Raw genomic sequence first — 19,459 nt, forward strand, 5'->3', positions numbered from 1 at the left:
CTGGATGTCGAAGGCGCGCGCGAAGTTGTGCCCGAGGTTGTGGCTCGTGCCCATCTGCAGCGCCTTGCCGTCACGCATCAGCGCCTCGCAGGTGAACGTGTGGTCGGCGCCCGCGAAGCGCTCGCCCGGCGACTTCTCACCCGTCACGACGGAGATCGCGAGCGTCTCCGCCATGAACCGCCGGTAGACCTCCAGCATCCGCCGGGTCTCCTCGACCGCGTCGGCGTACGTGGCGTGGGCGGTGTGACCCTCCTGCCAGAGGAACTCCGTGGTGCGCAGGAACAGCCGCGGTCGCAGCTCCCAGCGGACCACGTTGTTCCACAGGTTGATCATCAGCGGCAGGTCCCGGTGGGACTGCACCCACTTGGCGAAGTAGTGGTTGATGACCGTTTCCGACGTCGGCCGCACCACCAGCGGCTCCGAAAGCTCCTCCCCACCGCCGTGCGTGACCACGGCCAGTTCGGGGGAGAAGCCCTCGACGTGCTCCTTCTCCTTCTCCAGGAAGCTCATGGGGATGAACAGCGGGAATGCGACGTTCTGCGCGCCCGTCGCCTTGATCCGGCGGTCCATGTCCGCCTGCATGAGCTCCCAGATGGCGTACCCCCACGGTCGGATGACCATGGTTCCCCGCGCCGGGCCGTTGTCGGCCAGTTCGGCGCGCGCAACGACGTCCTGGTACCAGGCGGGGAAGTTCTCCGCCTGCGGGGTGAGTACGGCCTTCTTCACGGGGTGACGGTAGCTGCGGTGGCAACCGGTTATCCCGGGTTCCGCACCGTCTCCAACGACTCTCCGGACCGCGGACACCCTGGCCGATCTGCTGCGGGTGGGCCGGCGTCGACAACGGCCCCGCCCTTGCACCATTCCGTGGGAACTGGGTGGTACGACCGACGTCGACATCCTGATCACGGCTACGAAATCGACCGCGTCGACGGGAGTGGGGTTCCGCCGCCCCGACGGAACACTCCACTCGTGCCCGACGCCGAGCCACTCACCGGGAAGGCGGAGAGCGGTGGAGGTGCACACCCGCGCCGGCCTGCACATCGACCACAAGACGATCAGCTCGAAAGGGCGGGGCGACAGCTTCGACGTGGGCCACGTCCTCGGCCTGCTCCTGCTCCCGAAGCGGAACCCCGCGGCGGCGTGAACCGAGTTCCGCGGAACCCGAGACGAACCGTCGGCCCGTCAGCCCGCCTCCTCGCGCAGGAGGTCGCGGAGCACGGCGAGGCCGTCGTGCAGCTCGGTGAACGACGTCGACAGCGGGGCCGGGCCGATGCGGATCGCGTCGGGTTCGCGGTAGTCGGGGATGACGCCGCGGGCCCAGAGCCGCTCGACGACGTCGCGGAAGCCGGGGCGCCGGATGGTGATGTGGCCGCCGCGGCGCTGCGGGTCGCGCGGGGAGATCACCTGGACGCCGAAGGGGGCGAGCCAGTCGTCGACCAGGTCGAGGGCGAGGTCGGTGAGGGCGAGGGACTTGGCGCGGACCGCGTCGATGCCGGCCTCCTCGAGCAGGTCGAGGGAGGCGAGCAGGGGCACGGCGGCGAGGATCGGCGGGGTGCCGGACACGAGCTGGCGCGCGCCCGGGGCGGGGACGTAGCCGGGACCCATGGTGAACGCGTCGACGCGGCCCATCCAGCCCTGGATCGGCTGGCGCAGCCGGCCGTGCAGGCCGCGGCGCAGGTAGGCGAACGCGGGGGAGCCCGGGCCGCCGTTGAGGAACTTGTAGGTGCAGCCGACGGCGAGGTCGATGCCCCACTCGTCGAGGGCGAGCGGGACGGAGCCGGCCGAGTGGCTCAGGTCGAGCAGCACGTAGGCGCCCGCGGCGTGGGCGGCCTCGGCGACGGCGGGGGCGTCGGTGAGCCAGCCGGATCGGTAGACGACGTGGGAGAGCAGCACCAGCGCGGTGTCCGGGGCCACGGCGCGTGCGACCTGGTCTGCGGTGACGCCGGCGGCGATGTCGGCGTGCAGCCAGCGCACGCTGCCGCCGCACTCGGCGGCGATGCCCTCGACGACGTAGCGGTCGGTGGGGAAGTCGTCGGCGAAGGCGACGATCACGCGGCGGCGCGGGTCCTCGTCGATGGCGGCGTCGACGGCGGCGCGGGCGAGCTTGTACAGCAGGACGGTGGTGGAGTCGGCGAGCACGGTCTGCCCGGGCGCGGCGCCGAGGGCGAGGGCGGCGATCCGGTCGCCGACCCGCTCGGGCCACTCCATCCAGGGCCCGTGCGTGCCCTCCTCGGTCCAGCCGCGGATCAGGCGCTGCGCCCACGCGTGGTGCACGAACTCGTCCAGCCGGTTCGCGGCGTCGGCGACGGGGCGCCCGAGGGAGTTGCCGTCGAGGTAGGCGACGACGCCGGGGGCGGGCAGGAACCGCGCCCGCAGCCGGGCGAGGGGGTCGGTGGCGTCGGCGTCGGCGGCGCGCTCGGCCCAGGTGCGGGTGCCGGTCATGGTGCGTGGATCTCCGTGCGGACGGCGTACAGCTCGGGGAAGAACGTCAGGTCGAGGGCCTTGCGCAGGAACCCGACCCCGCTCGACCCGCCGGTGCCCCGCGCGGTGCCGATCGTGCGCTCCACCGTCTTGAGGTGGCGGAAGCGCCACAGCTGGAAGTTCTCCTCGAGGTCCACCAGCTCCTCGCAGGTCTCGTAGGCCTCCCAGAACTCGCGGGAGTGCTCGTAGATGTGCCGGAACACCGGCACCAGCTCGGGCGTGAACACGTGCGGCTGCGTCACGTCCCGCTCCAGCAGCCGCTGCGGCACGGCGTGGTCGCAGCGGTGCAGGTAGCGCAGGAACTCGTCGTAGACGGTCGGCTCGGCGAGCAGGGTCTCCAGCAGCTCGCGGGCGGCCGGGTCGTGGTCGAAGATCTCGATCATCTCCCGGTTCTTGTTGCCGAGGATGAACTCGACGGCCCGGTACTGGTAGGACTGGAAACCCGACGACGTGCCGAGGAACCGCCGGAACTCGGCGTACTCCGACGGCGTCAGCGTGGCCAGCACCGACCACTGGTCGGTGAGCTGGCGTTGGATGTGCTTGACCCGGGCGAGGCTCTTCAGCGCGGGGCGCAGCTCGTTGGCGCGCAGCCGGTCGCGCACCGCCCGCAGCTCGTGCAGCACCAGCTTCAACCACAGCTCGGACGTCTGGTGCTGCACGATGAACAACAGCTCGTCGTGGTGCACCGGGCGACTCACCGGGTGCTGGGCCGACAGCAGCTGGTCCAGGTGCAGGTAGGCGCCGTAGGAGAGGTTCACCCGCTCCCCGGTGTCACCGAACTCCCGGACCACCCCCTCCTCGAGGGGCCGGAGGTTCTCACCGTTCACCGTCACGCCATCACGGTTCCAGAAGTTCGCCGCGCGCGCTCGCCGCTCACCGCTTCGGCGGCGGGTGCTCGTCCGGGTAGGTCACGACGAGCCGGGTGTGCCGCTTCTCGATCACGGTCCCGTTCGGGACGGGCCCGTCCGGGAGGGCGGCGCCCACGGGGTGGGCGACGAGCTGCGGCTGCGCGTCCCGGGCGGCGTCCCACGCGCGGACGTGGGACGCCAGGTCCGCGGCGAGGGCCGCGCCGGACGGGCCGAAGCCGAGAGCGCCGAGCTCGCTGTGCTCCTCGTCGATCCCGCGGAAGGCGAGCAGCGCGAGCGACGCCCCGTCGACCAGCGCCGGCCCGCGGACGGGGGCGGCGGTCGAGCCGTCCGGTGCCGTGTGCGAGTGGCGGGAGAGCAGCCAGCACGTGCGGGGGTCGATCGTGAGCCGCAGCCACAGGCCATAGGTCCGGAAGCTCGCGTCGGCGGTGACGCCGGTCCAGGCCGCCGACGGCGGCCCGTCGAGGACCTCCCACAGCCCGTCGACGTCGACCGCCTGGTCGGCGTCGCGGACGAGCGTGATCGTCTCGCCGATGGTCGCCCGCTCCTCCCCGTCGAGGGTTGTCATGGGGATGAAGCCGGCCGGGCAGAGCCCGTCGGACCGCAGCCGGTCGACCTCCCGCACGAACGCAACGCTCTGGCTCTGGCCGCGCCAGCGCAGCGGCAGCACCAGCCGCCCGCCGACGGCGAGCTGGTCGAACCAGGCGGGCGGGATGTCCCACGCCCCGGCCGTGACGATGATCCGGTCGAAGGTGGCGCCGTCGCCGGTGCCGTGCGCGCCGTCGCCGGTGCGCAGGTCGACGGCGTGGCCGGTGCGCTCGAGCGCGCGGCGGGCGCGGGCGGTGCACCACGGGTCGACGTCGATGCTCGTGACCCGGCCGCCGGGGCCGGCCAGCTCGGCGAGCAGCGCCGCGTTGTAGCCGGTGCCCGCGCCGATCTCGAGCACCCGCTGACCGGGGTGGACGTCGAGCTGGTCGAGCATCGCCGCGACGATCCCGGGCGCCGAGGCCGAGCTCAACGGGCGCCCGTCGGGATCGCGCTTCGTGACGACCGGCGTGCCGGCCGCGTAGGCCTCCTCGAGGGAGACCTCGGGCACGAACACGTGCCGCGGCACCGCGCGCAGCGCCCGGTGCACCGGCTCGCGCTGCGCGCCGCCCGCCGCACGGATCTGTCGCACGAGCGCTTCGCGGAGCTGATCAGCGCTGGGCATCGCCCGATGGTCGCTCACCGCCCGCGACGCAGGACCGGGAGGGGGCCGCTGATGTATAACGTCACGGCGATCGCGGGGGACGGCACGGGCAGCCTGGACGACCGGGAGACGGTGGAAGCGTGGACGAGCGGCCGGTCGACCCGCGGGCGAGGGCTGCCCGGACGAAGCGGATCCGCACGCGCGCGGCGCTGATCGCGGCGGCCGACGCGGCGTTCAGCCGCCGGGGGTGGGCGGCGACGCGCATCGAGGACGTCGCCGACGCCGCCGGGGTGAGCTCCGCGACGGCCTACAACCACTTCCCGACCAAGCACGCCCTGCTCGGCGCGGTGTACGAGCCGCACGTGCGCGGCCTGATCCGGCAGGCCGAGCAGGACATCGCGGCCGGGCGGCCGGTGGTCGAGGCGCTCGTCGACCAGGTCAACGCGCTCGCGCGCCTCAGCTGGTACCACCGCGGGCTCACCGCGTCGTTCACGGCCGCGGTGTTCGACTACACGATCCGCACCGGCAAGACGCCGGACCCCGAGGACGAGGCGGACCCCCGCATCCTCGCCCCCGTCAACGTGGCGCTGCTGCTGCTCATCCAGCACGGGCAGGCCACCGGTGAGCTGCGCCCGCACCCGCCCGCCGCCGAGATCAGCGGCATGGTGGTCAACCTGCTGCTGGTGCGCAGCCTCAACCGCAAGGACGAGCCGCCCGCCGTCACCGCCGACCTGATGCTCACGCTGCTGTTCGGCGCGCTGCGCCCCGAGCTGGTCGTCGCCCGCGACGGCGACGGGAAGCCCTGGGTGTGAGCGCTACCCGCGCGTGACGAGGCGGGTGAGGAACGGCGCCGCCAGGTCGAACGCCGCCGCCATCAGGGCGGGCGGGTCCTGGTTGAGCGGGTCGGCGCGGCGCAGGGCCGCGAAGTCCACGCGCTTGGCGGCGACGCCCGCGGCCGCGAGCACCCCGACCAGCTCGTCGGCCACGATCCCGTAGCCCGAGATCGTCGGGTGGACGCCGTCGAGTCCGAACAGCCCGCCCTGCAGCCGCCCGGTCGCATCCGAGCGGAAGAAGCGGGTGTCGAGGTCGGCGAGCTCGTCGGGCAGCCGCTGGGCCTGCCACGCGTTGCGCGCCACCGCGTCGGTGTCGGCGACGAACCGGCGGAACGCCAGGCCGTCCAGCACGCCGCAGAGGTCGAACAGGTACCAGTCGCGGCCGCGGCCGCGGGCGTGCCGGACGGCGTCGGCGATCGCGTCGTTGAACTGGTCGATCGCCGAGTCGACGGCCCGCGCCTGCCGGTGGGTGAGGTGGCGGTGCTTGGCGGGGTCGAAGCGCTCCTCCTCGACCCAGGGGTCGGTGTAGAAGGGGAAGTAGCGCGACCCGGGGCGCCACTTGCGGCCCGGGTCCTGCGGGTTCACGCCCTTGGCGATCGGCGCGATGGTCACGTGCGGCACGGTCGCGAGAACGACCCGCCGCGCGCTGATCCCCTCGAGCGCCCGCACCAGCTCCGCGTACTCGGCGGCGAAGTGGGTCGGCCGCCACACGGTGAAGGCCTCCTTGCGGTCGAGGTCGGCGAAGCCGTCCCCGCTCCACACGACCCTCTTGTCCACCACCGTGCGCAGCGCGTTGTTCGCGCCGAGCATCACGACGAGCGTGTCGATGCCGCCGTCCGCGCCGTGCCGCGCGGCCGCGGCGATCTGCGTGGCGGCGGCGCCGAACGGGGCGAGCACGGACCACGCTGCGATGTCGTTGTCGTTCTGCGGCACCGCGCCGAGCAGGTCGTCGTGAGCGGAGCCCGCCGCGATGCGGTCGGCGGCGCGCCCGCCGGTGTAGGACAGGGCGTCGCGCAGATCCCAGCCGTAGATGCCCAGGTTGTCGTAGGGCACGTCGGTCCGCGGCGGCCTGCTGCCCTCGCCGCGCTCCCAGTAGTCCTCGTTCTCGTCGGCCAGCCGCTGCAGCGTGATCGGCAGGGCGAGGGCCTCGATCGCGCTGATCCGGTCGCCGAACCGCTCCTGCAGCCTCCGCAGCAGCCCCTCGATGTTGAACGGGAGCCCGCCGAGCGGGCCGCCGTAGACCGGCGTGCGGAAGCCGACCTCGAGGCACTGGGCGAGGACGGCCGGCCAGGACAGGTCCGGGCGCGATACCGCGCCGCTGGTCAGGCCGTGGGTGAGCGAGTCGCCGACGGTGACGAGCGGGTGGGCGGGGTCGGCCGGCGGCGCCGGCACGTCCGGGCCGGGCGGGCCGAGGGGGACCCCGAGGGTGGGATCGTCGATGCGCGGTCGCAGCGTGTCGGTCACCACGACGTCCGGTGGGGTGTTCGGGTCGAGGTACTCCGGTGGCAGCACGGCCATGTCCCCTCCTCGCGGATCGCCCGCCGGACCATCCTTCGCCGGCCGGGGAGGAGACGCGAGCGCGGCCGGTTGATACGCGGCTACCCCGCGCGACTGCGCAACGCCTCCCGCTCCCGCGCGGTGCGGCGGTAGGCCTGGGGCGACTCCCCGGTGGCGCGCGTGAACTGCAGGCGGAAGTTGCTCGTGCTGCCGAAGCCGGTCATGCGGGCGATCCGCTCGACCGGTTCGCACGTGGTGTCGAGCAGGTGCTGGGCGCGGCGGATGCGCTGGGCGAGCAGCCACTGCATGGGGGAGGTGCCCAGCGCGGCCTCGAAGCGGCGGGCGAGGGTCCGCGGGCTCACGTGCGCGGCCCGGGCGAGGTCGGCGAGGCTGAGCGGCTGCGCGAGCCGCGCCGTCGCCCACTCGATCACGTCGGTGAGCTCGTCGCTCGGGCGGGAGCCGTCGTCGCCGCGCACCAGCTCCCGGAACAGCTCGGCGGTGCTGGCGCCGCCCGCGCAGGTGCGGATGCTGCCGTCGGTGACGGTGGGCGCGAACGCGTCGACGCGGACCCGCGGGAATCGGCGCCGCAGGTCGTCGGCGAGGTCGGGCCGGGTGGTCGCGCGCCGACCGGTCAGCAGACCGGCCGCGGCGAGGACGAACGTCCCGGAGCCGGTCGCGACGAGGCGGGCGCCCCGCGCCGCGGCGGCGCGCAGCGCGTGGGTGATCGCGGGCTGGGGGTCGAGCGGCTGCTCCCGGTCGCCCGGGACGACCACCGTGTCGGCGGCGGTCAGCCGGTCGAGGCCGTGCGCGGCCTCGACGGAGAAGCCGGAGGTCAGCGTGACCCGGCCCGGCGCGGAGGCGCAGTACGCGATCGCGTAACGCTGCCGGCCGAGGCACTCCACGGGGGTCCCCAGCTCGACGATGGACGTGGTCGGCCTGGTCAGCACCGCCACCAGGTGTCGTGCGTTGCGTCGTTCTCCCGGCACGGGGCGACTCTGCGCGACCCGGTGACCGGTGGCCAGGCCATCCGCAGGCCAGCTACCGGTCACCCGCGCGCGGCGGGGTGCGCACCCCCGCCGCGCGCCGGGCGGTCAGCTCGACTTCTCCGGCGTGGCCACCCGCAGCTCGGTGGTGCGGACCTGGTCGCGCCGGAAGTACTCGGTGTGGTCCGGCGGCAGCGGGTCGCGGCCGAGGATCATGTCGGCCGCCTTCTCGGCGATCATCATGACCGGGGCGTAGGTGTTGGCGTTGGTGACGATCGGCATGACCGACGCGTCCACCACGCGCACGCCCTCCAGGCCGTGCACCTTCATGGAGTTGGGGTCGACGACCGCCATCTCGTCGGTTCCCATCTTGCAGGACCCCGAGTAGTGCATGGCCGACTTGGCGTAGGTGACCACCCAGTCCCAGATCTCGTCGTCGGACTGGACGTTCGGGCCGGGCGCGGCCTCGCCGCCGTCGTAGCGGCCGAGCGCGGACTGCGCCATGATCTCGCGGGTCACCCGCACCGCGTCGATCCAGTCCCTGCGGTCCTGTTCGGTGGACAGGTAGTTGAACTGGATCGCCGGCGGCGTCCGGTGGCTCGGCGAGGTGATCCGGATGTGGCCGCGCGAATCGGAGTTCATGACCCCGACGTGCACCTGGTAGCCGTGCGGGCCGGTGGGCGAGGTCGGGTACGACTTCGAGGCCAGCGGCAGGAACTGGTACATGAGGTTCGGGAACGTCAGCTTGTCGTTGCTGCGCGCGAACCCGCCCGCGTCCCAGTGGTTGGTGGCGCCCGGCCCGCTGCGCAGGAACAGCCACTGCGCCCCGATCCACGGCGCGTTCTTGAGGTTCGCCGTCGGCTGCAGCGACACCGGCTTGGTGCAGGAGTGCTGGATCTGGATCGCCAGGTGGTCCTGCAGGTTCGCCCCCACCCCGGGCAGGTGGTGCACGAGCGGCACCCCGACCCGCTCCAGCAGCTCGCCGTCGCCGACGCCCGACAGCTGGAGGATCTGCGGGCTCTTGATGGCGCCCGCGCAGAGGATCGTGTCGCGGCTGCGCACGTGGTGCACGCTGCCGCTCTTGTCGACGAACTCGACGCCGACGGCCTGCTTGCCGTCGAAGAGGATCTTCGAGACGGTGGTGCCGGTGCGCACGACGAGGTTCTGCCGGTTCATCGCCGGGCGCAGGTACGCGCGGGTGGCCGACCACCGGCGGGCCTTGTAGATGTTGTGGTCGAGGGTGCCGAAGCCCTCCTGCCGGTACCCGTTCACGTCCGGGGTGGCGTAGTGGCCCGCCTCCTGCGCGGACAGCAGGAACGCCTGCGACAGGACGTTCTGCACGCGGCCCTTCTGCACGTGCAGCGGACCGCCCTTCCCCCGGAGCGGGCCGCCGACCTCGGCGTCCTCCATGCGCTTGAAGTACGGCAGGACGTGGGCGAAGCCCCAGTTCTCCATCCCCGGCAGCGCCGCCCAGCCCTCGTAATCCAGCGGGTTGCCGCGCTGGTAGAGCATCCCGTAGAGGTTGCTCGTGCCGCCCAGCATGCGGCCGGCGGGCAGGTTCATCCGACGGCCGCGCAGGCCCGGCTCCGGCTCGCTCTGGTAGCGCCAGTCGTAGAAGCTCACACCGCGCGTGAACGCGATGCCCGCGGGCATGCGCATGAGCACGTCCCACGAGTAGTCGGGCCGCCCGCTCTCGAGCACGAGCACCCGCCGCGCCGGATCCGCGGACAGCCGGTTGGCCAAGGCCGAACCAGCCGAACCACCCCCGACAATGACGTGATCGAACGACTCGGTCACCGGCTCCCCCTCATGAAGCGCCCGCCGCCGCGTTCCGATTCACCCGATCGTGGGCACGGCGGCTCTTGACGCCGAAGGACGCTACACCCGCTCGGCGGGGTGCCTGGAGCCGACCCGGCAGGCTAACGCCCGGCCGCGTGAACCCGATAGACCCGTGTTGACGACCGAGCGGACGCTGTACCCAGAAAGGCGCCACCCGCATGCCGCCACGCACGGACGCGGCCGGATGATGGGTCGCGTGCCGCCACGGGACGACCTCGACGCACCCACCATCGCGTTCGACGCCCTGACCGCGCCCCTGCCCATCGGCAAGGGCGCGAAGGACGGCTGGCGTTCGCCGCAGCACCGCGACGGCATGGCCCTCGTGCTCAGCTCGGCCGCCTCGTCCGGGCTCGGGATGCTGTTCTGGGTGCTGGCCGCGCGGCTGTTCGACCCGGCCGTCGTCGGGTTGAACTCGGCGGCCATCTCGGCGATGACGCTGCTCGGCTCGGCCGCCCACCTCAACCTGGGCAACGCGATCCTGCGCTTCGTCCCGGTCGCCGACCGGCGCGGGAAGATCATCGCCGGGTGCTTCGCGGTCGGGACCGGGGTGGCGGCGCTGCTCGGCGTCGGCTTCGCCGTCGGCTCGGGCGTGTGGGCGCCGGAGCTGCTCGAGGCGGTGGGCTACCCGGCCTTGATCCTCTTCTACCTGGTCGCGACCCCGCTCTACACGCTGTTCGTCCTGCAGGACGCGGCGCTCACCTCGATCAAGCGCGCCGACCTCGTGCTGTGGGAGAACCTGGTGTTCGCCCTGCTGAAGATCGTCCTGCTCGTGGTCGCGGCCTGGCTCGCGGTGGACAGCGGGATCGCGGTCGGGTGGGTGATCGCCACCCTGCTCGTGGTGGTCGGCGTCACCAGCTGGCTGACCCGGGCCGTGCGCACCGCGGCGCCGCCGCCCACCGTCCAGCCGGTCACCGTGCGGGACCTCGGGGAGTTCGTGGGCGCCGACTACGCGGGCAACATCTTCTGGCAGGCCGCCGTCTTCGGCCTCCCGCTCGTGGTGATCAACCTGGCCGGCCCGGACGGCGCCGCCGTGTACAACGTGATCTGGCAGATCGCGTTCGCCTTCTACCTGGTGGCGATCGGCATGGGGAAGTCGCTGGTGGCGCACAACGCGGCGGCGGACCGCGCCGCGGCCGACCGCGCCCGCCGCAGCATGGAGCGCAAGACGCTCACGCTGATCGTCCCCGCCACGCTGGCCACCGCCGTGGCGTCCTACCCGATCCTGTGGGTGTTCGGCGAGGCATACGCCCGCAACGGCACGGTGCTGCTGATCCTGCTGGCGCTGTCGGCGATCCCGAACGTGGTCACCAACTCGACGGTGTGGGAGGCGCGGGTCACCCGCCACCGCGCCACGCTCATCGGGCTGCCCGCCGCGCTGTGCGCGCTGGTGATGACCGGCACGTTCGTGCTGGTCCCACTGGTGGGCATCACCGGCGCCGGCTGGGCGTGGCTGGGTGCCCAGTGCCTGGTGGCCGCGCTCGTCCTGCTGCGCCGCCGGGCGACCCGCCGCGCCGCCGCGGCGGCCTGACCGGGGGCCGGGGTGGAGTTCGCGGAGGTCGTGCGGCGCAGGCGGATGGTCCGGGACTACGACCCGGACCGGCCGGTGCCACCGCAGGTGCGGGAGCGGCTGCTCGAACACGCGATCCGGGCGCCGTCGGCGGGGTTCAGCCAGGGGTGGGCGTTCCTGGTGCTGGAGTCCCCCGACGAACGCGAGCGGTTCTGGGCGGCCACCGCGGGCGACGGCGCCCCGGACGCGTGGCTCACGCGGATGCGCCGCGCCCCGCTGCTGATCGTTCCGCTGTCGCACAAGGCGACGTACCTCGACCGCTACGCCGAGCCGGACAAGGGCTGGACCGACCGCGACGAACGCCGCTGGCCGGTGCCCTACTGGGACGTCGACACCGGGATGGCCGCCCTGCTGATCCTGCTCACCGCGGTGGACGAGGGCCTCGGCGCCTGCTTCTTCGGGATCCCACCCGAGCGGATCACCGCGTTCCGCGACGCGTTCGGGGTGCCGGAGGCCTACCGCCCGATCGGGTGCATCTCCGTGGGCTACCCGGGAGCCGAGGACCGGCGCTCCCCGTCGCTGAGGCGCGGCCGGCGCGGGACGGACGAGGTCGTGCACCGGGGGCGCTGGTAGCGCGGCGGGCCCGGCCTGCGGGCGGTCCCGCCGCGCCCGGGTGCGATCATCTCGGCCGTGCTCGTCGACGATGATCTCGACTTCCCGGACGCCTCCTACCTGCCGCAGCGCCAGCAGCGGATCCTGCTGGCCATCCGGGACTTCGTCGTCCGGTACGGGTACGCGCCGAGCACCCGCGAGATCGGCGAGGCGGTCGGGCTGCGCTCGCCGTCGACGGTGTCGAGGCACCTGGCGAGCCTGGAGGAGAAGGGGTTCCTCCGCCGCGGCAGCACGGTGGCCCGGCCGATCGACGTACGGGCGTTCCTGCGCGAGCCGCAGGCGCCGGGCAGCGGCGACTCGGTGCCCGTTCCCGTGGTCGGCGACATCGCGGCCGGGACCCCGATCCTGGCCGAGGAGCACGTCGACGAGGTCCTCACCCTGCCCCGCGAGCTCGCCGGGCGGGGCACCGTCTTCGCCCTGCGGGTCCGCGGCGACTCGATGATCGACGCCGCGATCTGCGACGGCGACACGGTGGTGGTGCGCCGGCAGCCCGAGGCGTACTCGGGCCAGATCGTCGCCGCGATGATCGACGGCGAGGCCACCGTGAAGGTGTACCGCCGCCGCAACGGCCACGTGTACCTCGAGCCGCGCAACCCCGCCTACGACGTGATCGACGGGGACGAGGCCGTGGTGCTCGGCATCGTGGTCTCGGTGCTGCGGACCGTCTGAGACACCTCTCAGCCGAGGCGGGGCCGGGCGAAGCGGTCGTAGGTGCCGTCGTTGCGCGCGATCCGCAGCCAGGTGTTCACCCACTCCTGCAGGACCACGTCGCCGCGGGGCAGCAGGTAGGCCTTCTCGGAGAACGTGAACGGCGCCTCGGGGTGGACGGCGCAGAGCTCGGGGTGCTGCTGCTGTTGCCACCGGGTCTCGGTCGCGTCGGTGATCATCAGGTCCGCGCGGCCCGCCAGGATCTCCTCGAAGATCGTGTTGTTGTCCGGGTGCCGGACGATCTCGGCCCGCTCCAGGTTGGCCTCGACGAACGACTCGTTCGTGCCGCCGGGGTTGACCACGGCCCGCACGCCCGGCTGGTCGATCTGCTCGAGCGTCTGGAACCGGTCGACGTTCTCGCACCGCGTGATCGGCGTCTTGCCGTCGACCAGGTACGGGTCGCTGTAGAACGCGCGCTGCGCGCGGTCGGTGGTGACCGAGATGCCGCCCATCGCGATGTCGCAGGTCCGCCCCAGGTCGTCGAGGAGGGTGCCCCACGTGGTCTCGACGAGGGTGAGGCGCACGCCGAGCTTCGCGGCGAGGTCGCCCGCCATGTCGATGTCGATGCCCTCCCACGTGCCCGTGGCCTTGTCGAGGTAGGTGAACGGGCGGTAGTCGCCGGTGCTGCAGACCCTGATCTCGCCCTTGGCCCGCACCTCGTCGAGCAGGCTGCCCGCCGTGGGCGCGGGCGCTTCGGCGGGTGCGGGTTCGGTGGCGGGGCCCGCCGAGCACCCGGCCGCGAGCGCGAGCGCGAGCGCGACCAGCGCGCCCGCCACGATCCGGGCGGTCACCATCCGGACCCCCGACCGGCCGTGATGATCCACATCGCCGAAGGGTACGTCACCCCGTCGGGGCCGAGGTGATCGGCGAGGGTGGCCCGCAGCGCGGCCCGTGCCTCGGCCCGGGCCGCCTCGTCGAGCTCGCCGAGCGGGCCGCCGAGCATCGCCGAGACGTACCGGTCGGCCGTCGCGACGTCCGGGCCGTAGTACATCGGCTCGCGCACGCCGCGCAGCTCCGGTTCGGCGAAACCGGCCGCGGTCAGCACGGAGCGCACCCGGTCCGGGTCACCCAGCGCGAACGGACCGGGGCCGTCGGGTGGCGGCACCGGGCTCGGGACCGCCCGCCGGAAGTCGGTGAACCACGGGTTCTCCGACATCGGCTGCCAGACCTGCAGCACGAGCCGGCCGTCCGGCGTCACCGCGCGGGCGAGGTTGGCGAACGCCGCGACCGGGTCGGCGAAGAACATCACGCCGTTGCGGCTGATGTTGCGGTCGTAGCGGGCCTCACCGAGGTCGGCGATCTGCACGTCGGCCCGCACGAACGAGACGTTCGCGATCCCCTCCTCCGCGGCGCGGCGCCGGGCGACGTCGAGCATCCGCGTGGACAGGTCCACGCCGGTGGCGCTCGCCGCCCGGCGGGCCGCCTCGCGCGTGGTGAGCCCGTTGCCGCAGCCGACGTCGAGCACGTGCATGGTCGGCTCGATCGCCGCGGCCTCCACCAGGTGCGGCAGGTAGCGGGCGACTCCCGCGTCGAAGGAGTCGGCGTGGTCGGCCCAGACGTCCCCGGTGGGGCCGTCCCACGCCGTGGCGGCGTCGGCGTTGGCCGGGTCGACCTCGCTCACGAGCGCGTCGCCTCCACGAGCCGTTCCTCCGCGTCCGCGCCGGGGGCGACCCGGGGCAACCGCAGGACGAACCACAGCCCGATGAGCCACCAGAGCCCGACGATCAGCCACTCGGCCGGCCAGGCGAGCGCCGCGGGCATCCCCGGCAGGTACAGCACGGCGAGACCCAGGCTCAGCACCGCCGCGGCCCAGCCGATCACCGGGCCCGCCGGCACGCGGAACGGCCGCGGCATGTCCGGTTCGCGCCTGCGCAGCACGAGGAAGGAGATCGAGACGAGCAGGAAGGCGATCACGATGTTGACCCCGCCCGCGTCGACGAGCCACCCGAGCATCTGCTCGCCGAACAGCGGGGAGAGCACCGACAGGCCGCCGACCACCAGGACCGCGTGCGACGGGGTGCGGTAGCGCGGGTGGACGTAGGCGAACCAGCGCGGGAGCATGCCGGACTCGGCCATCGCGTAGATGATCCGGCTCGCGCCGATGAGGAAGCCGTTCCAGCTGGTGAGGATGCCCGCGACGCCGCCGAGGATGAGCAGGGTGCCCATCGCGGGGCTGTTCCACAGCGCGGTCATCCCGTCGGCGGTGGCGAGCTCGGCGGCGGCCAGCTCGGCGTGCGGCATCGACGAGCTCACGCTCAGCACGACCACGACGTAGAACGCCGCCGCCATCAGCACCGACAGCACGAGCAGCTTGCCCACCTGCCGCTGCGGCAGGTTGATCTCCTCAGCCGACTGCGGGATCACGTCGAAGCCGACGAACAGGAACGGGGTGGCCACCAGCACCGAGACGAACCCGGCGAGCCCGCCGGCGAACCACGGCTCGAGGTGGGCGGCCTCGCCCCCGACGAAGGCGCCGGTGAGCAGGACGAGCGCGACCACGAGCAGGAACGCGACCGCGATGGTCTGCACGACGCTCGCCGGGCGGATGCCGACGTAGTTGATCCACGTGATCACCACGGCACCGACGACCCCGACCAGCACCCACGTCGCGTACACGTCGGAGCCCGCCACCGACCACAGCCGGCCGGCCAGCATGTCCGGCGCCAGGTACAGCATGGTCTCCGGCAGCGCGACCGCCTCGAACGCGACCACCGAGACGTAGCCGAGCACGATCGCCCACGACGTCACGAACGCCGGCCGCGACCCGAGGGCGCGCAGCGCGTAGTTGTGCTCGCCGCCCGCGCGCGGCATCGCCGAGACGAGCTCGGCGTAGGCCAGGCCGACCAGCGTCATGACGAGGCCGCCGACCACGAACGCGAGCGCGGCGCCGGCCGTGCCCGCGTCCTCCAGCCAGCCGCCGGTCAGCACGACCCAGCCGAAGCCGATCATCGCGCCGAAGCCGACCGCAAGGGTGTCCCAGCGCCCGAGCGCCTTGATGAAGCTGGTCTCGGTCATGGCCGCTCCTCCCTCCGGAGGAGCCGATGATCACACCTGCGGGCCGGTTGGGGCCACCCCCTCTGACAACTCGCCGTTCCCCGTGGGTTGCTCACGGGGCCACCCGCGGTTCGCCTCCCGGCACCGGCAGTAGCCTGTCGTGCACTCCGCGCGCGGCGGTCCCCGACTCGAACCGAGGTGTGACGACCCACCATGTCCGACAAGGCGTACGACTTCGTCATCGTGGGCGGTGGCGCGGCCGGCTGCGTGCTGGCCAACCGGCTGAGCGCCAACCCGGAGGTGCGGGTCCTGCTGCTGGAGGCGGGGCGGCCGGACCACTGGTGGGACCTCGCGGTGCACCTGCCGCTCGCGATGGGCATGCCCGTGGGCAGCGCCGCGCACGACTGGCGCTACGTGTCGGAGCCGGAGCCGCACCTGCAGAACCGGCGCCTCGAGCACCCGCGCGGCAAGGTGCTCGGCGGCTCCACCAGCATCAACGGGATGCTCTACACCCGGGGCAACCGGGCCGACTACGACCGGTGGGCGCAGGAGACCGGCACCGAGGAGTGGGACTTCGCCCACTGCCTGCCCTACTACCGCCGGCTCGAGGGCCGCGTGGGGGAGGCGGAGGACGCCTTCCGCGGGCGCAGCGGCCCGCACGCCCTCGCCCCGAGCCCGGTGGACGGACCGATCTTCGAGGCGTTCTTCGGGGCGGTCCGCGAGGCGGGCTACCGGGTGCTGACCGACACCAACGGCTCGGAGCAGGAGGGCTTCGCCCCGCTGGACCAGGGGGTCCGCGGCGGGCGGCGGGAGTCGGCCGCGCGGTCGTACCTGTGGCCGGTGCGCGGGCGCGCCAACCTCGAGGTGCGCACCCGGGTCATGGTGACGAAGGTCGAGGTCGAGGGCGGGCGCGCGGTCGGCGTGCGGTTCCGCGACGGCGAGGCCGAGACGCTGGTGCGCGCGGGCGAGGTCGTGCTCTCGGCCGGCGCGATCGGGTCGCCGCAGCTGCTGCAGCTGTCGGGGATCGGCGACAAGGCGCACCTGGAGGCGCTCGGCATCCCGGTGGTGCAGCACCTCCCCGGCGTCGGCGAGGCCCTGCAGGACCACCTCGCCGTGCACATCCAGCACACCTGCCTGCAGCCGGTGTCGATGGCGTCGGTGCGCCGCAAGACCAGCTGGCCGAAGATCGTCGGCGAGGCGCTGCTGTTCGGCCGCGGGCCCGGCGCGTGGAACCCGATGCGGGTCGGCGGGTTCGTCCGCAGCAGCCCCGAGGAGGACTACCCCGACCTGTTCTTCGTGCTCGCCCCGCTCGCCATGGCGAGCGAGGAGCGGTCGTTGCCGGTCGACCAGCACGGCTACCAGATGCACGTCGAGGTGATGCGGTCCGGGGCGCGCGGGTCGGTGAAGATCACCGCTGCCGACCCCGCCGTGTACCCGGCGGTGCGGCTCAACTTCCTGTCCGCGCCGGAGGACCGCACCCGCTGGGTGGCCGCCGTGCGGCTGGCCCGCGAGCTGCTCGCGCAGCCCGCGATGCGCCACCTCGACGGCGGCGAGTGGCTGCCCGGGGCCGATGTGCGGACCGACGACCAGGTCATGGAGTGGGTGGCCCGCACCGGGCAGCCCGGCCTGCACCTGTCCTGCAGCACGCGGATGGGCGCCGACGACGGCGCCGTGCTCGACCCGGCGCTGCGCGTGCGCGGCGTGGAGGGCCTGCGGGTGGTCGACGCCGGCTCCTTCCCGTCGATCATCAACGCCAACACCTACGCCCCGGTGCTGATGCTCGCCGAGAAGGCGGTCGACATCATCCTCGGCAACACGCCGCTCGCGCCGGAGTACCCCGCCGTGCCGCGCGCCGGCGCGGGGACCGAACCCGGTGCCGCCTGACGGTCCTGCGCCGGGCAGCACCGGCCGCCTGCGGGAACTCCTCGCGGGCTGGGCCGCTCCGCAGCACCGCGACGGGCTCGCGCTCGTGCTCAGCTCGGGGCTCACGTCGGTCATCGGGCTGCTCTACTGGGTGGTGGCGGCCCGGCTGTTCCCGCCGGAGGTCGTCGGCGTCAACAACGCGCTGATCTCGACGATGACGCTGATCGCGGTCGGCGCCCAGCTCAACCTCGGCAACGCGCTGCTGCGGTTCGTGCCCGTCGCCGACCGCGCGGCCCGGCGGCTCGTGCTCACCTGCTACGCGCTCGGGAGCTGCGTGGCGGCCGCGGCGGGTGGGGTCTTCGCGCTCGGCGCGGCCTGGTGGGCGCCCGAGCTGCGCGACGCGGTGGGCGGCGCCGCGTTGGTGGCGTTCTTCGTGCTCTCCACGCCGGTGTGGACCGTGTTCGTCGTCCAGGACTACGTCCTCACCGCGCTCAAGCGGGCCCTGGTCGTCCCGCTGGAGAACCTGGTCTTCTCGCTGCTGAAGATCGCGCTGCTCGGCGCGGGCGCGCTCGTCGCCTCCGGGCTCGTCATCGCCGTCTCGTGGATGGCCGCGACCGCATCGGTCGTGCTCGCCGTCACCGCCTACCTGCTGCGGGTCCTGCCCGCCCCCGCGCGTGGTGAGCCGCCGGGCCGGTCCCCGGTGCGGCCCCGCGCCGTCGCCCGGTTCGTCTCGGCCGACTGGACGGGCGGGCTGTTCACCAACGCCGTGGAGTTCGGGCTGCCGCTGCTCGTCCTCGTGACGCTGGGCGCCGAGCAGGCCGCGACGTTCGGGGTGGCGTGGGCGATCGCCTACGGGCTCTACCTCGTCTCCCACGGGATGGGGCAGTCGCTCGTGGCGCACGTGGCCGCCGACCCGGAGGCGCTCGACGCCGCCCGCCGCAGCACCGTGGCCCGCTCGCTCGCGCTGATCCTGCCCGCCGCGGTCGTGATCGTCCCGGGCGCGGGGCTGATCCTGTCGGTCTTCGGCGAGCACTACGCCGCCACCGGCACCGCGCTGCTCGCGCTCGCCTCGCTCTCGGCGGTGCCGAACGCCGTCGTCACGGCCGCGCTGTTCGGGGCCAGGGTGCAGCAGCGGCGGGCGGTGCTGCTGGGCGTGCCCGCCGCGGTCGCCGCCCTGGTCATCCCGGGTGCGCTCGTGCTGATGCCGCTGCTCGAGCTCACCGGCGTCGGCGTCGCGCTGGTCGCGGGGCAGACGGTGGTGGCCACGGCGATCCTGGTCCGCTACGCGGTGGCGCGGCGGCGGCTCACGCGACCCGCGTGAGGCGGTGCAGCCAGACCTTCGGCAGTCGCGTGGCCGAGGTCTGCACCGACGCCCAGTCGACGGAGGCCAGGAACTCCTCGGTCAGCGGGCGGTCCGGGTCGGTGATCCACACCTGCCCGCCCGGGACGACCAGCCGGGGGAGCAGGGCGCGCATCTCGTCGACGTTGCGCTGGCCGTACAGCACGTCGCTCGCGAGCACCAGCTGGAACGGGCCCCGCGCGACCAGCTCGGCCGGGTCCTCCCACGAGCAGCGGGCGGTCTCGATCGCCACCCCGTTCTGCTCGGCGTTCACGGCGGCGAACACGAGCGCGTCCGCGGAGCGGTCGGTGGCGAGCACCCGCGCCCCGGCGAGGGCGGCGGCCACGGACGGCAGCCCGAGCCCGCAGCCCAGCTCGACGGCGACCGTCCCGGTCCAGTCGTGCTCGGAGACGGCGTGGGCCAGCTCGATCCCGCTCGGCCACAGCTCCGCCCAGTACGGCGGGTAGGCCTGGTCGGCCGCGACGTCGTCCTCGTACAGCAGGGCGGCGGGGTCGCGCGGGTGGACGAACCGGATGCGACGGCCGTGGTGCAGGTCGATGGAGCCTGCGAGCAGGTCGAGGCGCGGGTCGGTGGGCGACGGCTTGCGGGCGAGCTCGGCCGGGGACGGACGCCGCTGCTCCATCCGGTCAGTGTGCCCGGTCGGGCGGCCGGTGCGCGCGCACGGCCG

Annotated in this window: 18 protein-coding genes; 7 read left to right on the forward strand and 11 right to left on the reverse strand. The window is 73.6% G+C overall.

Features of this window, described 5'->3' with window-relative positions; translation table 11 throughout:
* A partial coding sequence (locus tag VKZ81_RS27305; RefSeq protein WP_324244572.1) for an aminoacyl--tRNA ligase-related protein occupies positions 1-726 on the reverse strand: 726 nt, incomplete at its 3' end.
* 283 nt (positions 727-1,009) lie between these two features.
* Between VKZ81_RS27305 and VKZ81_RS27310 the strand changes: the two genes are divergently transcribed.
* On the forward strand, positions 1,010-1,144 hold the full coding sequence (locus VKZ81_RS27310) for a hypothetical protein (RefSeq protein WP_324244573.1): 135 nt from the start codon (positions 1,010-1,012) through the stop codon (positions 1,142-1,144).
* Between the two features lie 38 nt (positions 1,145-1,182).
* Here the strand turns inward: VKZ81_RS27310 and VKZ81_RS27315 are convergent, their stop codons facing one another.
* Genes VKZ81_RS27315 through fxlM form a run of 3 tightly spaced genes read right to left on the reverse strand, consistent with a single transcriptional unit; the run spans position 1,183 to position 4,557 of the window.
* Positions 1,183-2,442 carry a kynureninase gene (locus VKZ81_RS27315; protein ID WP_324244574.1) on the reverse strand — a complete coding sequence of 420 codons (1,260 nt, stop codon included), beginning with the start codon at positions 2,440-2,442 and terminating at the stop codon, positions 1,183-1,185.
* The gene (locus VKZ81_RS27320) at positions 2,439-3,308 is read right to left on the reverse strand and encodes a tryptophan 2,3-dioxygenase (protein ID WP_324244610.1); all 870 of its coding nucleotides are present in this window, start codon (positions 3,306-3,308) and stop codon (positions 2,439-2,441) included. The genes VKZ81_RS27315 and VKZ81_RS27320 overlap by 4 nt, the downstream gene beginning before the upstream one ends.
* 46 nt (positions 3,309-3,354) lie before the next feature.
* The gene (gene fxlM, locus VKZ81_RS27325; protein ID WP_324244575.1) at positions 3,355-4,557 is read right to left on the reverse strand and encodes a methyltransferase, FxLD system; all 1,203 of its coding nucleotides are present in this window, start codon (positions 4,555-4,557) and stop codon (positions 3,355-3,357) included.
* Between the two features lie 119 nt (positions 4,558-4,676).
* Between fxlM and VKZ81_RS27330 the strand changes: the two genes are divergently transcribed.
* Entirely contained in the window at positions 4,677-5,348 is a 672-nt protein-coding gene (locus tag VKZ81_RS27330; protein WP_324244576.1) for a TetR/AcrR family transcriptional regulator, read from the forward strand.
* Positions 5,349-5,351: 3 nt separating this feature from the next.
* Here the strand turns inward: VKZ81_RS27330 and VKZ81_RS27335 are convergent, their stop codons facing one another.
* From VKZ81_RS27335 to VKZ81_RS27345, 3 genes are all read right to left on the reverse strand, one after another.
* Positions 5,352-6,887 carry a hypothetical protein gene (locus tag VKZ81_RS27335; protein ID WP_324244577.1) on the reverse strand — a complete coding sequence of 512 codons (1,536 nt, stop codon included), beginning with the start codon at positions 6,885-6,887 and terminating at the stop codon, positions 5,352-5,354.
* Positions 6,888-6,967: 80 nt separating this feature from the next.
* On the reverse strand, positions 6,968-7,852 hold the full coding sequence (locus VKZ81_RS27340) for a GlxA family transcriptional regulator (RefSeq protein WP_324244578.1): 885 nt from the start codon (positions 7,850-7,852) through the stop codon (positions 6,968-6,970).
* Between the two features lie 105 nt (positions 7,853-7,957).
* Positions 7,958-9,646 (reverse strand): choline dehydrogenase, encoded by a 1,689-nt coding sequence (locus VKZ81_RS27345; RefSeq protein WP_324244579.1) that lies wholly within the window; start codon positions 9,644-9,646, stop codon positions 7,958-7,960.
* Positions 9,647-9,884: 238 nt separating this feature from the next.
* On the opposite strand from VKZ81_RS27345, the gene VKZ81_RS27350 reads away from it, so the two are divergent.
* Genes VKZ81_RS27350 through lexA form a run of 3 tightly spaced genes read left to right on the forward strand, consistent with a single transcriptional unit; the run spans position 9,885 to position 12,536 of the window.
* Positions 9,885-11,216 carry a lipopolysaccharide biosynthesis protein gene (locus tag VKZ81_RS27350; RefSeq protein ID WP_324244580.1) on the forward strand — a complete coding sequence of 444 codons (1,332 nt, stop codon included), beginning with the start codon at positions 9,885-9,887 and terminating at the stop codon, positions 11,214-11,216.
* Positions 11,217-11,228: 12 nt separating this feature from the next.
* Positions 11,229-11,828 (forward strand): nitroreductase family protein, encoded by a 600-nt coding sequence (locus VKZ81_RS27355; protein WP_324244581.1) that lies wholly within the window; start codon positions 11,229-11,231, stop codon positions 11,826-11,828.
* A gap of 57 nt (positions 11,829-11,885) precedes the next feature.
* Positions 11,886-12,536, forward strand: a complete 651-nt coding sequence (gene lexA, locus VKZ81_RS27360; protein ID WP_324244582.1) for a transcriptional repressor LexA — start codon at positions 11,886-11,888, stop codon at positions 12,534-12,536.
* Positions 12,537-12,544: 8 nt separating this feature from the next.
* Here lexA and VKZ81_RS27365 read toward each other — a convergent pair whose 3' ends face one another.
* The 3 genes from VKZ81_RS27365 to VKZ81_RS27375 are packed head-to-tail and all read right to left on the reverse strand — an operon-like array spanning position 12,545 to position 15,590.
* Positions 12,545-13,366: a transporter substrate-binding domain-containing protein gene (locus tag VKZ81_RS27365; RefSeq protein ID WP_324244583.1), complete on the reverse strand. Its 822-nt coding sequence runs from the start codon at positions 13,364-13,366 to the stop codon at positions 12,545-12,547.
* Positions 13,363-14,196: a class I SAM-dependent methyltransferase gene (locus VKZ81_RS27370; protein ID WP_324244584.1), complete on the reverse strand. Its 834-nt coding sequence runs from the start codon at positions 14,194-14,196 to the stop codon at positions 13,363-13,365. Before VKZ81_RS27370 ends, VKZ81_RS27365 begins: the two co-directional genes overlap by 4 nt.
* Positions 14,193-15,590 (reverse strand): APC family permease, encoded by a 1,398-nt coding sequence (locus tag VKZ81_RS27375; RefSeq protein WP_324244585.1) that lies wholly within the window; start codon positions 15,588-15,590, stop codon positions 14,193-14,195. The genes VKZ81_RS27370 and VKZ81_RS27375 overlap by 4 nt, the downstream gene beginning before the upstream one ends.
* Positions 15,591-15,782: 192 nt before the next feature.
* Between VKZ81_RS27375 and VKZ81_RS27380 the strand changes: the two genes are divergently transcribed.
* Entirely contained in the window at positions 15,783-17,453 is a 1,671-nt protein-coding gene (locus VKZ81_RS27380; protein ID WP_324244586.1) for a choline dehydrogenase, read from the forward strand.
* A complete protein-coding gene (locus tag VKZ81_RS27385; RefSeq protein ID WP_324244587.1) occupies positions 17,443-18,753 on the forward strand; it encodes a lipopolysaccharide biosynthesis protein in 1,311 nt (436 codons plus the stop codon). The genes VKZ81_RS27380 and VKZ81_RS27385 overlap by 11 nt, the downstream gene beginning before the upstream one ends.
* Here VKZ81_RS27385 and VKZ81_RS27390 read toward each other — a convergent pair.
* Positions 18,737-19,414 (reverse strand): class I SAM-dependent methyltransferase, encoded by a 678-nt coding sequence (locus VKZ81_RS27390; protein WP_324244588.1) that lies wholly within the window; start codon positions 19,412-19,414, stop codon positions 18,737-18,739. The genes VKZ81_RS27385 and VKZ81_RS27390 overlap by 17 nt on opposite strands.
* Positions 19,415-19,459: the final 45 nt, after the last annotated feature.

The sequence above is a fragment of the Pseudonocardia sp. genome, from assembly GCF_035305885.1.
Lineage (GTDB): Bacteria > Actinomycetota > Actinomycetes > Mycobacteriales > Pseudonocardiaceae > Pseudonocardia.

Bases quoted from the DNA above. Each gene is read 5' to 3' on its own strand.
- VKZ81_RS27315 (WP_324244574.1), bottom strand. From the start codon at position 2,442: ATGACCGGCACCCGCACCTGGGCCGAGCGCGCCGCCGACGCCGACGCC.
- fxlM (WP_324244575.1), bottom strand. From the start codon at position 4,557: ATGCCCAGCGCTGATCAGCTCCGCGAAGCGCTCGTGCGACAGATCCGT.
- VKZ81_RS27335 (WP_324244577.1), bottom strand. From the start codon at position 6,887: ATGGCCGTGCTGCCACCGGAGTACCTCGACCCGAACACCCCACCGGAC.
- VKZ81_RS27375 (WP_324244585.1), bottom strand. From the start codon at position 15,590: ATGACCGAGACCAGCTTCATCAAGGCGCTCGGGCGCTGGGACACCCTT.
- VKZ81_RS27380 (WP_324244586.1), top strand. From the start codon at position 15,783: ATGTCCGACAAGGCGTACGACTTCGTCATCGTGGGCGGTGGCGCGGCC.
- VKZ81_RS27390 (WP_324244588.1), bottom strand. From the start codon at position 19,414: ATGGAGCAGCGGCGTCCGTCCCCGGCCGAGCTCGCCCGCAAGCCGTCG.